Source organism: Tateyamaria sp. 7Alg 36, from assembly GCF_059882455.1.
In genome coordinates, this window is record NZ_CM187613.1 from 745,341 (window position 1) to 758,606 (window position 13,266).

General features: G+C 62.0%; 16 protein-coding genes. 14 read left to right on the plus strand and 2 right to left on the minus strand.

Features of this window, described 5'->3' with window-relative positions; genetic code table 11:
* Positions 1-111: 111 nt before the first annotated feature.
* From rimK to AC6GQJ_RS03615, 8 genes are all read left to right on the plus strand, one after another.
* Entirely contained in the window at positions 112-1,488 is a 1,377-nt protein-coding gene (rimK, locus tag AC6GQJ_RS03580) for a 30S ribosomal protein S6--L-glutamate ligase (RefSeq protein ID WP_500771849.1), read from the plus strand.
* Between the two features lie 184 nt (positions 1,489-1,672).
* Positions 1,673-1,969: a hypothetical protein gene (locus AC6GQJ_RS03585; protein WP_500771851.1), complete on the plus strand. Its 297-nt coding sequence runs from the start codon at positions 1,673-1,675 to the stop codon at positions 1,967-1,969.
* Positions 1,970-2,287 (plus strand): helix-turn-helix domain-containing protein, encoded by a 318-nt coding sequence (locus AC6GQJ_RS03590; RefSeq protein WP_500771853.1) that lies wholly within the window; start codon positions 1,970-1,972, stop codon positions 2,285-2,287. It begins immediately after the preceding gene.
* Positions 2,284-2,595, plus strand: a complete 312-nt coding sequence (locus AC6GQJ_RS03595) for a hypothetical protein (protein WP_500771855.1) — start codon at positions 2,284-2,286, stop codon at positions 2,593-2,595. Before AC6GQJ_RS03590 ends, AC6GQJ_RS03595 begins: the two co-directional genes overlap by 4 nt.
* Positions 2,596-2,686: 91 nt before the next feature.
* Positions 2,687-3,049, plus strand: a complete 363-nt coding sequence (locus tag AC6GQJ_RS03600; protein WP_500771857.1) for an SUF system Fe-S cluster assembly protein — start codon at positions 2,687-2,689, stop codon at positions 3,047-3,049.
* Positions 3,050-3,186: 137 nt separating this feature from the next.
* Positions 3,187-4,419 carry a glycerophosphodiester phosphodiesterase family protein gene (locus tag AC6GQJ_RS03605; protein WP_500771859.1) on the plus strand — a complete coding sequence of 411 codons (1,233 nt, stop codon included), beginning with the start codon at positions 3,187-3,189 and terminating at the stop codon, positions 4,417-4,419.
* A gap of 224 nt (positions 4,420-4,643) precedes the next feature.
* A complete protein-coding gene (locus tag AC6GQJ_RS03610; RefSeq protein ID WP_500771861.1) occupies positions 4,644-5,021 on the plus strand; it encodes a HesB/IscA family protein in 378 nt (125 codons plus the stop codon).
* A gap of 1 nt (position 5,022) precedes the next feature.
* Positions 5,023-5,346, plus strand: coding sequence for a TfoX/Sxy family protein (locus AC6GQJ_RS03615; protein ID WP_500771863.1), 324 nt, complete (start codon positions 5,023-5,025; stop codon positions 5,344-5,346).
* A 10-nt stretch (positions 5,347-5,356) separates the two neighbouring features.
* On the opposite strand, the gene AC6GQJ_RS03620 is transcribed toward AC6GQJ_RS03615, so the two are convergent.
* Positions 5,357-6,265, minus strand: a complete 909-nt coding sequence (locus AC6GQJ_RS03620) for an isopenicillin N synthase family dioxygenase (protein WP_500771865.1) — start codon at positions 6,263-6,265, stop codon at positions 5,357-5,359.
* A gap of 89 nt (positions 6,266-6,354) precedes the next feature.
* Here AC6GQJ_RS03620 and tpiA point away from each other — a divergent pair, with 89 nt between their 5' ends.
* Complete coding sequence (tpiA, locus tag AC6GQJ_RS03625; protein WP_500771867.1) at positions 6,355-7,101, plus strand: triose-phosphate isomerase; 747 nt, start codon at positions 6,355-6,357, stop codon at positions 7,099-7,101.
* Between the two features lie 151 nt (positions 7,102-7,252).
* Positions 7,253-8,422, plus strand: coding sequence for a cytochrome P450 (locus tag AC6GQJ_RS03630; RefSeq protein WP_500771869.1), 1,170 nt, complete (start codon positions 7,253-7,255; stop codon positions 8,420-8,422).
* A 90-nt stretch (positions 8,423-8,512) separates the two neighbouring features.
* On the opposite strand, the gene AC6GQJ_RS03635 is transcribed toward AC6GQJ_RS03630, so the two are convergent.
* Entirely contained in the window at positions 8,513-8,980 is a 468-nt protein-coding gene (locus AC6GQJ_RS03635; RefSeq protein WP_500771871.1) for an Lrp/AsnC family transcriptional regulator, read from the minus strand.
* Positions 8,981-9,126: 146 nt separating this feature from the next.
* On the opposite strand from AC6GQJ_RS03635, the gene cysG reads away from it, so the two are divergent.
* Genes cysG through AC6GQJ_RS03655 form a run of 4 tightly spaced genes read left to right on the plus strand, consistent with a single transcriptional unit; the run spans position 9,127 to position 13,264 of the window.
* Positions 9,127-10,542 (plus strand): siroheme synthase CysG, encoded by a 1,416-nt coding sequence (gene cysG, locus AC6GQJ_RS03640; RefSeq protein ID WP_500771873.1) that lies wholly within the window; start codon positions 9,127-9,129, stop codon positions 10,540-10,542.
* 1 nt (position 10,543) lies between these two features.
* The gene (locus AC6GQJ_RS03645; protein ID WP_500771875.1) at positions 10,544-10,843 is read left to right on the plus strand and encodes a DUF2849 domain-containing protein; all 300 of its coding nucleotides are present in this window, start codon (positions 10,544-10,546) and stop codon (positions 10,841-10,843) included.
* Positions 10,843-12,507, plus strand: a complete 1,665-nt coding sequence (locus AC6GQJ_RS03650) for a nitrite/sulfite reductase (RefSeq protein WP_500771877.1) — start codon at positions 10,843-10,845, stop codon at positions 12,505-12,507. The genes AC6GQJ_RS03645 and AC6GQJ_RS03650 overlap by 1 nt, the downstream gene beginning before the upstream one ends.
* Positions 12,508-12,511: 4 nt before the next feature.
* Positions 12,512-13,264, plus strand: coding sequence for a phosphoadenylyl-sulfate reductase (locus AC6GQJ_RS03655; protein ID WP_500771879.1), 753 nt, complete (start codon positions 12,512-12,514; stop codon positions 13,262-13,264).
* The last annotated feature ends 2 nt before the right edge of the window (positions 13,265-13,266 follow it).

The window sequence follows — 13,266 nt, forward strand, 5'->3', positions numbered from 1 at the left end:
CGGCGCAAATGCCAAGAGGGTATGACCCGCCGTCGCGTCCTTGGTTTTCACGTTGCCGCCGCATGCCAACGTGTTAGGTAGCCCGCCAGTACAAACAAGGATACGTGGCGCATGGACACTCTGAATTTCGGTTGGGAAGAATGGGTGGCCTTGCCCGAACTGGGCCTGCCCGCGCTGAAGGCCAAGATCGACACGGGCGCGCGCACTTCTGCGCTGCATGCCCACAATATCGAAGTGTTCGGCCCTGCCTCCAAGCCCAAGGTGCGGTTTAACGTGTTTCCCGTCGCGGGGCGCGACAATGTGGACATCACCTGTTCGGCCCCGATTCTGGACCGGCGCGACGTGACTTCCTCGAACGGCGAGACCGAGCGGCGCTATGTGATCGAAACGCGGTTGGATGTGGGCGGGCAAAGCTGGCCCATCGAGATCACCCTGACCGACCGGTCCTCTATGAGTGCGCGGATGTTGCTGGGCCGTCAGGCACTGCAGGACCACATCACCATCACCGCCTCGGAAAAGCGGCTGCAACCCGAACTCAGCTATGATGTCTATCACTCTGCCGAGATGCGCAAAGCGGCCCCCAAACGTGCCCTGCGCATTGCCGTGCTCAGCCGCGAGAACAACTATTCCACCCGCCGTCTGGTTGAGGTGGGCGAGGCGCGCGGCCACACGGTCGAGGTGATCGACACCACGCGCTGCTATATGGCGATCAACGCGATGGCCCCCGAAGTGCATTACGATGGCAAGCGCCTGCCCCGCTATGACGCTGTGATCCCGCGCATCGGCGCCACGATCACCGCCTATGGCACCGCCGTTATCCGCCAGTTCGAAACCGTCGGTACTTATTGTGTGAACGGCAGCGCGGGCATCACCGCCAGCCGTGACAAACTGCACGCGCACCAGATCCTTGCAGGCAAGAAAATCGGCATGCCCACCACCGCCTTTGCCGCCAGCCCGCACGACACGGCCAATATTCTGGGACTGGTCGGATCGGCGCCCGTGATCGTGAAACTGCTGGAAAGCACCCAAGGTAAGGGCGTCGTGCTGGCCGAGACCAAGAAAGCCGCCGAATCCGTGATCGACGCTTTCCGTGGTCTGCGCGCGAACTTTCTGGTGCAGAACTTCGTCAAGGAAGCCGCAGGCGAGGACATCCGCTGCCTCGTGATCGACAACAAAGTGGTCGCGTCCATGAAACGCACAGGGGCCGAAGGCGACTTCCGGTCCAACCTGCACCGTGGCGGCACCGCCAAATCCGTGCGCATCACCAAGGCCGAGCGTGAGACCGCCGTGCGCGCTGCCCGCGCCTTTGGTCTGGGCACATCGGGGGTGGATCTGCTGCGCTCGGAAACGGGGCCCAAAGTGCTTGAGGTCAACTCCTCCCCCGGGTTCGAGGGGATCGAAAAGGCGACCGGCAAGGACATCGTCGGCATGGTCTATGATCTGGTCGAGGCACGGGTAAAGCCGCAAGCGGTGCGCAAACGCCGCTAGTGCCGGTTCATCAGGGCGCAACCTTGCCACAGCAGGCATTCAGTGCCAGCTTGCCGAGACTGCGCCCTTTTGAATATACACTTGACTGAATATGCCTTCAAATATATATAGACGCTACGAGCGCAGAGAAATCGAATATCCCGCCCCGCCCCATCTGGAGGCGCTGAAAGACAGCATAAGGTCTTTGCCGCGGATCGAGGACCGGTTGAATGTGCTCATGCTGGAAGACGAGTTGAAGTATAACGACCCCGAAACCGACGACAAATGCGGGGTTATCGCAAAGCGTTACAAGGTGTTCGCCATGACCATCCCCGGCTGCAAGACCCACCGTCTGGGCGTGTCCGTCGACATCCGGTCGGGCAAGCTGGCCCCGCCTGTAATGCTGCACGGTGTGACGCGCGCGGGCGATGGCTGCTGTGCCGAGGTCAAGCGGCAGACCAAACTGCATCGCGGCCTGACACCCCCCGCCAAGGAGCAATAGATGACATCCCTCAAGACCATGCTGCTGTCCGAAGACGCGGAACTGGCCCGCGCCTATGATGCGTCCCGTGCCAAGCGAGAGATTGCAATGATGCTGCGCGAATTGCGCCGCAAATCCGGCCTGACACAAAGCCAGCTGGCCGCGAAATGCGGGCTGTCGCAATCCCATATCTCGAAAATGGAAAGCGCCGCTGGCGGCCTGCCGGAAATCGAATCCTGTGCCAAATATGTGCACGGCTGTGGCGAGACATTGGTGATCGCCCCCTTTGCGCCCGGATCCTATGTGGATGACGCCACACAATCGCGGGCGGTGATTTGAGCGCGGACGCCGACACCTACTTTACCTTTGCGCGCTTTCTGAACCTGACCAGTGCGCTTGGCATCGCCATTCTGGCCGTGCCCGCCTTTTCGCTGAACTTCCGCAAGCGCCTGCTGAAACGCATCGAAACCATTGTCGAAACCCGCGAAAAACGCGGTGAAACCAGCGCACTGGACGACATCGCAACCGAATTGCAAAGCGACGCACAACAGCTTGCCAACCAATGGCGCCCCATTGACCAGACCTGCCTGCGCATCGGCTATGTTCTTTTGCTTGGCTCTGCCGTGGTGCGGGTGATCGCGCCCTAGTGTCACGGGGGGCGGTTTGCGCGCCGGACTGCCCTTTACCCTGCCCCGCCCAAACCCTATATAAACGCTCAGGAACAGTGTGAGGCCCGCTATGAACCAGACCAATGACAAGCTCGAAGGCACGCCGCTGATTGCGCCGTCTTCGACCGACCATCCCTTGCACGAAGCCGTGGTCGAGGCCTGTCGGTCTGTCTATGACCCCGAAATTCCTGTGAATATCTACGAACTTGGCCTGATCTATACGATCGACATCAACGAAGAGAACGAGGTCAAGATCATCATGTCCCTGACCGCACCGGGCTGTCCCGTCGCCGGCGAGATGCCAGGCTGGGTTGCGGATGCGGTGGAACCCCTTCCCGGTGTCAAACATGTCGATGTGGCCCTGACGTGGGAACCACCCTGGGGCATGGAAATGATGTCGGACGAAGCGCGCCTCGAACTCGGCTTTATGTAAGCCAATTCGCATGGTCCACGGCGCCCCGCGTCGTGGAACCGTTACATAGGTTTCGCAGGCCTGTTACCCGAATAACGTGCAATCGTTACAATGCCGTGCCATCCTGACTGGGTTAATACCCTTTAAAGGAGCACGACATGCAACGCACTGCCGCTTGCCTCATTCTTTCGCTTTTCCCCGTGACCGTTCTGGCGGATGGCCATGCCACTGGCCCCGCCGTCGATTACGGCCCGCGCCCCGCCTATCTGATCGACAAGCTGCCCGAGGGTGAGCTGAAGTCCAAACTGCAAAGCTGTGAGGGCCAGACGCCCAAGCGCAGCGACTTCTCTGTCGGTCATCGTGGCGCGCCGCTGATGTTCCCCGAACACACGGTTGAGGCAAACGTTGCCGCCGCACGTATGGGCGCGGGCATTCTGGAATGCGACGTGACCTTTACCTCGGATCTCCAACTGGTCTGCCGTCACGCGCAGAACGACCTGCACACAACCACCAACATTCTGGTCAGCGATCTGGCGGACAAGTGCACCACACCGTTCTCGCCCGCCTCGGGCGACGCCAAGGCCAGCGCGGAATGCCGCGCCTCGGACCTGACGCTGGCCGAATTCCGCACCCTGACGCCCAAGATGGACGCGGCCGACACAAGCGCCACAACGCCCGAAGCCTATCAGGGCGGCATCGCGGGCTATCGCACCAGCCTTTATTCCGACGGTGCGCAGTTGATGACCCATGCCGAGTCCATCGAACTGTTCAAATCTCTTGGGGCCAAGTTCACGCCCGAACTGAAAAGCGCCTCGGTCGAGATGCCCTATAACGGGTTTACCCAAGCCGACTATGCCCAGAAGCTGGTGGACGAATACAAGGCCGCAGGCATCCCCGCCTCGGACGTATGGCTCCAGTCGTTCAACCTTGACGACGTGAAGTACTGGATTGAAAACGAACCGGAATTCGGCGTGCAGGCAGTGTACCTTGATGACCGCTACGAGGCGTCGGACGACGACGAAGGCCTGATTGATCCGATGGATGCGTCGACCTTCAAACCCACGATGCAGGAACTGGCGGATATGGGCGTGAACTATATCGCGCCGCCCCTGTGGCTGCTGGTCACGGTCGAAGATGGCGAAATCGTGCCATCCGTCTATGCAAAAGAGGCCAAGGCCGCTGGCCTCAACATGGTCGCATGGACGCTGGAACGTTCCGGCCCGCTCGCCACGGGTGGTGGCTGGTACTACCAGTCGATTGCCGAAGTGACCGACAATGACAGCGTCACATACGAACTGCTGGACGTTCTGGCACAGGATGTAGGCGTGACAGGCGTATTCTCGGACTGGCCCGCGACGGTCACCTACTACGCCAACTGCATGGGCCTGTAACCCCGCCCCTGGTTGCGTCCCCCCGCAACCCTACAGGACCCGACAAGGGCCGCCGCACCCCCGGCGGCCCTTTTTTGTCGGGCAGCAGTCAGCGCATCGCCTGTCACGATCCCGCGATCCGCACATGCGAACGCGGCCACACAGGCCCGCGCCCTGCACCCCACCCCTTGCAGGACCACGCCAGAGCCCATACGTTGGCCCTATCCGAGCAATAGGCACATACCATGTTTTCAATTCCCGGCAAACAGGCCGTCAGCATCACCGACCGCGCCGCCACGCATATCGCGCGGCTGATGGAAAAGGGCGGGCATTCCGGCCTGCGCATCGGCGTCAAGAAAGGCGGCTGTGCGGGCATGGAATATACGATGGAATATGTCGATGTGGCCGACCCCAATGACGAGGTGGTCGAGCAATCAGGCGCGCGCGTTCTGATCGCCCCCATGGCGCAGATGTTCCTGTTCGGCACCGAGATCGACTATGAAACCTCGTTGCTGGAATCCGGTTTCAAGTTCAACAACCCGAACGTGGCCGATGCCTGTGGCTGCGGCGAAAGCATCTCGTTCAAGGATATCGACACGCTCAGCGCGGAAAACAGCGCCTGAGATGGCGATAAGAGAGGAAGAGATCGCACACGAGCTCGACCTCTTTTCCGACCTTGGCGGGCTGAGCACACGCAAGATGTTCGGCGGGCTGTCCATCTATCATGACGGTACAATCTTTGCGCTGGTCCTGTCGGACGGGCGCATCATGCTGAAAGGTCAGGGCGAGATGCAGGCACGCTTTGACGCGCGTGGCATGGACCGCTGGGTGCATGAGAGCGACCGCAAGGCCCCGACCGCCATGCCCTATTGGACCCTGCCCGACAGCGCGCTGGACGACCCGCAGGAAGCTGCGGCGCTGGCCCGCGCCGCGCTTGCCTGCCTTTAGCTGCCCACCTTTAACTGTCGGTCTTGTCCTGCAAGTGCACGTAGGTCTCGCGGAACCGCGCGCTCAGATGCTCTCCGGCAAGGATCGGCGCAGCACCTTCGGGGGCCACATTGGTGTCGTAAGACGGGTTAAAGAACAGCGGCACGGAAATACGCTCGTCCTCGCCGCCCACGACACGGTGCGGCGTCGCCTTCACTCGGCCTGCGGTCCAGAACTCCAACATCTCGCCAAAGTTGATGATGAATTCTCCCGGAGGGGCCGACAGCGGGATCCACCCCCCGCCGCGTTTGCGCACCTCCAACCCGGGCGAGCCGTCCGTGGCCAACAGGGTAAGGCAACCGTAATCAGTATGGGTGGCAATGCCGAAATCCTGCGGCCCCGCCCATTCGGGGCGCTGAGGATAAAAGTTGCCGCGCAGCAGCGCCATGGGCGTCTCGAAGGCCGTGTCGAAATAGGCCGGATCGGACCCGAGACAGCGGGCAATCGCGCGCAACAGGTCCAAAGACACCGCGCAAGCCTCTGAATAGTAATCCGAAATCACAGCACGGAACGCCCCGTCCTGGGGCCACAGGTTGGGCGCATAAAATGTCTTGTCCGCCAGCGGGTGCGATTTTGGCACCTCGAACCCGACATCGAAGAATTGTTTGAAATCGGGGTTCGCCATCGGATCGACCTGTTCGGATCCTGCCGCACCCCAACCACGGTTCGCACCGGTGCGCGCCATGTCCAACGCCGCTTTTTCCGCGTCCGCACGTTTGAATAAACCGCGATAGACCTCGATCACCTCGCGTACCCGCGCGCCCGTCAGGCGCGTGTTGAACACGGTCGCAAAACCGACGCCGGTGGCCGCTTCGCGCAATGCCTTAAGGCTGTCTGCGTCGGCGGACGCCAAAAGTGCCGCATCAATCCGTGGGATCATATCCAATGCCCTCCCTACTGTCCGCGCAGCCCTAGCGCAGCATGATCCGTGATGCTAGTCCTTGGGCAAATATGCGAAAGGACAGCGACATGCGGCGCAAATTGGCAGCAGGCAATTGGAAGATGAACGGCAACGCGGCGTTGATGGAGGAACTCCGCACCCTTGCCAAAGGTCAGGACGACAGCGCGCCGCAGATCATCATCTGCCCGCCCGCAACATTGTTGACGACGGCCTGCGAGATCACAAAAGGCAGCCACGTTGAAATTGGCGGTCAGGACTGCCACGCCAATGAAAGCGGCGCGCATACCGGCGATATCGCCGCGCCCATGATTGCCGAAACCGGCGCGACGGCGGTCATCATCGGCCATTCCGAACGCCGCGCCGATCACAGCGAAACCAATGAACAGGTCCGCGCCAAGGTCGAAGCGGCCCGCGCAGCCGGCTTGCTGGCCATCCTGTGCATCGGCGAATCCGAGGCCGAACGGCTCAGCCCCGACACGCTCGACATCATCGCGACGCAACTCGACGCCTCCCTGCCCGACAGCGCGACCGCCGACACGATCGTTATCGCGTATGAACCGATCTGGGCCATCGGCACAGGCCGCGTTCCGACCCTCGAACAGATCGTCGAAACCCATGACATGATCCGCGACCGCCTTGTCGCACGCTTCGGCACCGAAGGGCAGAACATGCGCGTCCTCTATGGCGGCTCGGTCAAACCTAGCAACGCGGCGGAAATCTTTACTGCCGAAAACGTCGACGGTGCACTTGTCGGCGGCGCATCCCTGAAAGCCGCCGATTTCCAACCCATCATCGACGCACTGGCCGCCTCCTAAAAGCACCACGCCCTCTTTGGGTCCAAAATACCTCGGGGGGAAGCCGCAAGGCTGGGGGGCAGCGCCCCCCAACCGCCCTATCCAAAAACACCACCTCCCCCGCCCCGTATACACCCACCCTCACAACCCTCTGCCCGAGGCTCAGCTTGCCATGCTCGTCCAGTCCCCGCACGACCCCGCCTTTATCCAAGACCCCTACCGCGTCTATGACGACGCCCGCGCGCGCGGTCCTGTACTGTTCTGGGAAGACTACGATATGCTCGCGGCCTTCGATCACGCGACGGTCCATGCGCTGCTGCGGGACAAGCGGTTCGGGCGGGCGCCACTGGCGGGCCATAAAGAGGTGCCCGCGCACCTTGCGGCCTTTGATGCGCTGGAACGGCATTCTTTGCTGGAGCTTGAAGCGCCCGAACATACGCGGCTCAGGCGGCTGGTGCTGCACGCCTTCACCTCGCGCCGGATTGCGGGGCTGGCGGACGATATACACGCGATCTGCGCCGACCTGCTAACCGATTTGCCATCGGGGCCGTTCGACCTGATCCCGACCTATTGCCAGCTTGTGCCGGTGCGCGTCATCGCGCGGCTTCTGGGCGTGCCCGAGGAGATGGCCCCCGACCTGCTGCGCTGGTCCGCGGCGATGGTCGCCATGTACCAGTCAGGCCGCACGCGCCAGATCGAGGACGCCGCCAACAACGCCGCCCTCGAATTCACCGCCTTCCTCAAGGACTATATCCAGCAGCGCCGCTCGGACCCGCGCGATGATCTGATCACCGAGCTGATCGCAGCACGGGATGGCGCGCAGGTGCTAAGCGAGGACGAGATGATCGGCACCATTGTGCTGCTGCTGAACGCGGGCCACGAGGCCACGGTGCACAGCCTTGGCAACGCGGTGAAATGCCTGATCGAGACCGGACACCAACCCGCGCTGAGCCCCGACAGGATCGACAATACAGTCGAGGAATTGCTGCGTTTCACCCCGCCGCTGCACATGTTCACCCGCTTTGCCTATGAGGACGTGACGATTGGCGGTCACCAGATGCGGCGCGGCGACCAGATTGCGCTGATGCTTGGCGCGGCGGGGCGCGATGGCGCGGTCTTTGCCGACCCGCACCGCTTTGACCCCGACCGCAAGAAGCCCGCGCATCTGGCCTTTGGCGGCGGCGTGCATTTCTGCGTCGGTGCCCCTTTGGCACGGTTGGAGATGCAGATCGCCCTGCCCGCGTTGTTCGCGGCGGCACCGGGCCTGAAGATCGTGCAAGCGCCTGAATTTGCGGACAGTTACCATTTCCACAAGCTGGATCAGTTGATCGTCACGGCGTGATTAGTGGTAGCCGAAAGGTTTGGGGGCGCTGCCCCCGACGCTGACGCGTCTCCCCCGAGGTATTTTTGACCCAAAGACGTATGACGCGGTTCAGTCTTCGAGGGGGAGCATGGTGGTAGATTTAATCTCTTCCATGGACAGGAGCGCGGTCACGTTGTGCACGCGCACTTCGGAGATCAGCGCCTGATAGAAAGCGTCATAGGCGCGTGCGTTGCGGACGCGTACCTTGAGGATGTAGTCAATATCACCGGCGAGGCGGTGCGCCTCTTGCACTTCGGCACGGTCGCGCAGCGCTTGCAGGAAGCGTTGTTGCCAGCCTGCGTCATGTTCCGAGGTGCGGATCAGCACGAAGAAACACGCCTCGAACCCCAAGGCCTCTGCATTGAGGAAAACGGTCTGCTGGCCAATGATCCCCGCCTCTTTCATCTTGCGGATACGATTCCACACAGGGGTCTTGGAAGAGCCCACCGCGCGGGCGATTTCGTCCAGTGACTGGCTGGCATCGCGCTGCATCTGCGCAAGAATTTTGCGATCTACGTCGTCAATGCGAACAGCCATTCTGCATACTCCCGAAAATCTGGACAGGCGTTCCATGCCCGACATGATTTAGAACAATCATCCTTATCTATCGGCATACCTGTCAATAAACCAGAACAATATTCTATATCTATGGGCAGAACGCAGCGATCACAGAGGCCGCCCAGATGAACCATTTTCCGATCTTCCTGAACACGGCAGGCCGCCGTATCGTCGTATCCGGTGGTGGTGAAGCGGCGCTGGCCAAACTGCGCCTGTTGCTGAAAACCGAAGCGAACCTGACGGTCTTTGCTACCGACCCCGATCCGCAGATCGAAACATGGGCTGAGGCGGGCAAGCTGGCCCTGATCCGGCGCGACATGGAACCGGGCGATGCGCTATGTGCTGCGCTGTTCTATGCGGCGGACGAGGATGAGGCCAAGGACGCGGCCACTGCTAAAATCGCCCATGCCGACGGCGCGCTGGTCAATATCGTGGACAATCTGGCCGACAGCCAGTTCATCACCCCCGCCATCGTGGACCGTGACCCCGTCACCATCGCCATCGGCACCGAGGGCGCGGCCCCAGTGCTGGCCCGTGCGATCAAGGCCGATCTGGAAGAGCGCCTGTCCCCCTCCCTCGGGACGCTGGCGCGCATCGGCAAGGCGTTTCGCGGGGCGGCCAACGCGTTGCCTTTCGGGCGGGCGCGCCGCGATTTCTGGCGTGACTACTATTTCAACGCAGGCCCCAAGGCGATTGCGAACGGTGTCGAGGCGGTGCAGCCCGCGCTGGATGCGTTGCTGGGCGACCACCTGATGAAAGACGCGCGGCGTGGGCACGTGGCCTTTGTCGGCGCAGGTCCGGGTGATCCCGAATTGCTGACCCTCAAGGCGCGCAAGGCGTTGGATGAGGCGGATGTGGTCATTTACGACCGCCTGATCAGCCCCGAAATCCTCGAACTTGCACGGCGCGAGGCGCTGATGCTGGATGTCGGGAAAGAGGCCTATGGCCCCTCGACCCCGCAGGAAGTGATCAACGATCTGATCGTGGAACACGGGCTGCAAGGCGCGCAAGTGGTACGGCTGAAATCGGGCGATGCGACCATCTTTGGCCGTCTGGATGAAGAAATCGACGCGGTCACAGAGGCGGGTATCGACTGGCATATCGTGCCGGGCATCACCTCGGCCTCGGCGGCGGTGGCCTCCATCGGGCAATCCCTGACCAAGCGCGGGCGCAACACGTCTGTCCGCTTCCTCACGGGGCATGACATGAAGGGCTTTGCCGATCACGACTGGCAGGCGCTGGCCCGTTCGGGCGAGGTGGCGGCGGTCTATATGGGCAAGAAATCCGCCCGCTTTGTGCAGGGCCGTCTGCTGATGCACGGCATCGACCCCGCGACCCCAGTCACCGTGATCGAAAACGCCTCGCGCCCCGATCAGCGCATCCTGTCCACCACCGTGGCCGAGATGGAACCGACAATCACCGATGCGAACCTGAGCGGCCCTGCCCTGACCTTTATCGGTCTGGCCCCGCGCGCCGCCCTGAACAGCCTCGCCCAGATCCCAAGCGCCGCGGAACCAAGCGCGCAACGAAAGGCCCTTTGACATGCCCAAACCCTTTACCCCCAAAGTCGTCACCGCCAACCATCTGCTGGCAGGCGACGTGATCTATCAGACCGCCACGGGCTGGACGCGCGAGCTGCAACAGGCCGAAGTGCTGACCGACGAGGCGGATGCGGACCTGCGCCTGATCGACGCCAGCCAGCAAACCGGCGAAGTGGTCGGTGCCTATCTGGCGGATGTGAAGATTGAAAACGGCACCCCAGCCCCCGCCCATTTCCGCGAGGCGTTCCGCGCCACAGGGCCATCCAACTACGCACACGGCAAACAGGTGGAGCAACAGTAATGTACAGCTATTCCGAATTTGACAAAGACTTCCTCGCCACCCGCAACGCGCAGTTCCGCGCGCAGGTTGAACGCCGTATCGACGGCAGCCTGACCGAGGACGAATTCAAGCCGCTGCGCCTGATGAACGGCCTGTATCTGCAACTGCACGCCTACATGCTGCGTGTGGCGATCCCCTATGGCACGCTGAACAGCGCCAAGATGCGCAAGCTGGCCGAGGTCGCCACCCGCTGGGACAAGGGCTATGGCCACTTCACCACGCGCCAGAACATCCAGTATAACTGGCCCGAACTGCGCGATGTGCCGGACATGCTGGACGCACTGGCCGAAGTGGGTCTGCACGCGATCCAGACCTCGGGCAACACGATCCGCAACGTGACGGCGGACCATTTCGCAGGCGCTGCAGCGGACGAGATCGCCGATCCACGCCCCGTGGCCGAATTGCTGCGCCAGTGGTCCACCGACCATCCGGAATTCCAGTTCATGCCGCGCAAGTTCAAGATCGCGATCACCGGTTCGCCCAATGACCGCGCCGTGACCAAGGCCCATGACATCGGGCTGCGGATGCTGGAACGCGATGGCGCGCGCGGGTTCGAGGTGATCGTGGGCGGTGGCCTTGGCCGTACGCCGATGATCGGCAAGGTCATCCACGACTTCCTGCCCGAAGCGGACCTGCTGCCCTATCTCGAAGCGATCGTATCGGTCTGGAACCAGATCGGTCGCCGTGACAACAAGTACAAGGCGCGCATCAAGATCACCGTGCACGAACACGGCATCGACGAAATCCGCGAACTGGTGGCAGAGCGTTTTGAACAGACCCGCAAGGCCTTTACCGGCGTGGACCAGCAGATGCTGCGCGAGATCGAGACCCATTTCGCCCCGCCCGCCTTCCGCACCGCGTCCGAGGCCGCGTTCAAGGATGCCTATCACAACGATCCCGTGTTCCGGTCCTGGGCTGATACGAACCTGACCGCGCACCGCGCCGAGGGTTACAAGATCGTGTCGATCTCGCTCAAGAAACATGGCGAAACGCCGGGTGATGCAAGTGCCGAACAGATGAACCTGATGGCGGATCTGGCCGAGGAATATGGCCACGACGAATTGCGCATCAGCCACGAGCAGAACGTGATCCTGCCGCATGTGCATGTCTCCGACCTGCCTGCCCTGCACGCACGTCTGCAACAGGCGGGGCTTGCCACGGCCAATATTGGTCTGGTCAGCGATATCATCGCCTGCCCCGGCATGGATTATTGCGCGCTTGCGACGGCGCGTTCCATCCCGATTGCCCAGCAGATCGCGAGCCGCTTTGACGACCTCAAGCGTGAACACGATATCGGCCAGCTGAAGATCAAGATTTCGGGCTGCATCAACGCCTGCGGTCACCACCACGTGGCGCATATCGGTATCCTCGGCCTCGACCGCGCCGGTGTGGAGAACTACCAGATCACACTGGGCGGCGATCACACCGAATCCGCGCGCGTGGGCGACCGCGTCGGCCCCGGTTTCTCGGCGGACGACATCGTGCCTGCGGTTGAGCGGATCATCGACACCTATCTGGACCTGCGCAATTCCGAGGACGAGACGTTCATCGACACCTATGCCCGCATCGGTCTGGCGCCTTTCAAGGCGGCGCTCTATCCCGAGATGACCGTGGCAGCCGAGTAGCCCCATGCTTCTTTTGGCTGAAAATGCTGCCCCCGGAGGGCCGGTATCCACGGATGCACAGGCGCATGTCAGCGCGCTGAATAGCCGTTTGCGCCATCACGGCGCGACGGATGTGTTGCGTGCGGCATTCTCTGAACTGCCGGACGTGGCGCTGGTCTCCAGCTTCGGGGCGGAATCCGTGGTGCTGCTGCACCTTGCGGCGATGGTGAAACGGGATGTGCCGGTGATATTCATCGACACGCAGATGCTGTTTCCCGAAACGCTGGTCTATCAACAGGAACTGGCCGAACGGCTGCGCCTGTCGGATGTGCGCGTTATCACCGCCGCCGATATTCCGGACGAGGACAGCGACAACACCTTGCACCAGCGCGATCCCGACGCGTGCTGTGACCTGCGCAAGACACGCCCCCTGCAAGCGGCCCTTGAACCGTTCGGGGCGTGGATCACGGGGCGCAAGCGCTACCAGTCCGGCACCCGCGCCGCGCTCGACTTTTTCGAGGTCGAGGAAGGCTCGGGACGGATCAAGGTGAACCCGCTGGCCCGCTGGGCCCCAGAGGACATCCGCGAGTACATGGTCGAGAACCGCCTGCCGAAACACCCGCTGGTGGCCAAGGGCTATCCCAGTATCGGCTGCGCGCCCTGCACCACCCCCGTGGCCGAGGGTGAAGATCCCCGCGCAGGCCGTTGGCGCAACAGTGAAAAAGATGAATGTGGCATCCATTTTGTCGATGGCAAAATGGTCCGCAAAGGAGCGTAAGA